The organism is Halohasta sp. A2 (assembly GCF_056175805.1).
This window is the reverse complement of record NZ_JAQFWV010000154.1, coordinates 1-1500: the sequence shown is the minus strand read 5'-3', so window position 1 is coordinate 1500 and position 1500 is coordinate 1. Positions and strand designations below refer to the sequence as shown.

The following is a 1500-nucleotide window of genomic DNA, read 5'->3' as shown; positions in this document are numbered from 1 at the left end:
CTACCTAATACAAGGAGAGAGTCCCGGCGTTCACGCCGGGCGTGAATCCGACAAAACACTGCACAAACCACGCTCAACGCTTAATCCAGGGTATCCCCTTTGACTTTCCGTTCGCCTTCAGGGGGTAGTACTTATCTACGTTCCAGTACATAATCTGGTAATGAAGCGTGCCAACAAGTTCGTGGTCGTTCCACAGTCCGATGAGGACGAGGAGCTGCTACGTCGCCTGTTGGACGCTTCTGCCGCGCTCTGGAACGAGATCAACTACGAACGCCGACAGAACTACGCTGACCCCGACGCCGACGTGTGGGAGATCAGCGAATACCGAGGCCGCTACGGTGGCGTTCTCGGCGCGTCGACGGTTCAACAGATCGAGCGCAAGAATCGTGAATCGTGGAAGTCGTTTTTCAGCCTCAGAGAGAAGGGAGAAGCCAACGGTAAACCCGGATACTGGGGCAACGAAGACGACGGACGCGACCTTCGGACGTACATTCGCAACACGTCGTACACTGTCGAGTGGGGCGAATACTCCCGACTCGAAATTCTGGTCGGTAAAGATCTGAAAGACGAATACGGACTAGGACACCGAGAGCGTCTCCGCCTCGAAGTTCGGGGCGAACCTAACTGGAAAGAATACGAGAAACAGGGCCGGTTAGAGTTGTACTATGACGAACAATCAAGCCAATTCAGGGCCTTTCAGCCAGTCACAATCAGCGAAGACCATTCTCGGCTGGCACAACCACTGGCCTCGGAAGAAGCCGCCCTGGACATCGGTGCGAACAACCTCGTTGCCTGCACAACCACGACCGGCCAGCAACTCCTGTATGAAGGACGTGGTCTGTTCAAGCGATTCCGTGAAACCACACGAGAGATTGCCCGTCTGCAATCACTCTTGGAAGACGGTCGATACAGTAGTCACCGTATCCGACGCCTATACGACCGCCGGACAAAACGACGCAATCACGCCCAAGACGCTCTCGCACGCGACTTGATCGAGCGATTGTACGATGAAGGCGTTTCGACAGTGTACGTGGGCGATTTGACCGACGTGTTAGAAACACACTGGTCGGTCAAAACAAACGCGAAGACCCACAACTTCTGGGCGTTCCGCGCGTTCGTAAAACGATTAGCCTGTACTGCTGAAGAATACGGCATCAGCGTTGAGGTTCGATCCGAAGCCTGGACGAGTCAAACCTGTCCAAACTGTGGGTCGACCACAGACACAGTTCGGCATCAAGATACCTTAACATGCTCGTGTGGGTTTGAAGGCCACGCCGATCTGGTAGCGAGTGAATCGTTCTTAAGAAGACATACAACGGTAACACGGTCGATGGCACGGCCTGTATGCCTCAAGTGGGACGACCATCACTGGTCGGAGTCACCACGCTCTCTCCGTCCCAACGAGGAGCATACGAACCCGCAAGTTGCCTTCGTGGGCTGGTAAGCGATACCCCCAGCGCGAGGAAACCTCGCCGTTTACGGCGAGGAGGATGTCATCAC

The 1500-nt window shown here is 55.1% G+C and carries 1 protein-coding gene; it reads left to right on the top strand.

Annotation, left to right across the window (positions count from 1 at the left end):
* Window positions 1–160 precede the first annotated feature (160 nt).
* Window positions 161–1444 (top strand): RNA-guided endonuclease InsQ/TnpB family protein, encoded by a 1284-nt coding sequence (locus O2S87_RS18530; protein WP_475410197.1) that lies wholly within the window; start codon window positions 161–163, stop codon window positions 1442–1444.
* Window positions 1445–1500 lie beyond the last annotated feature (56 nt).

What these genes read in the sequence shown, in the direction of transcription:
- O2S87_RS18530 (WP_475410197.1), top strand. Translation starts at nt 161, where the DNA reads ATGAAGCGTGCCAACAAGTTCGTGGTCGTTCCACAGTCCGATGAGGAC.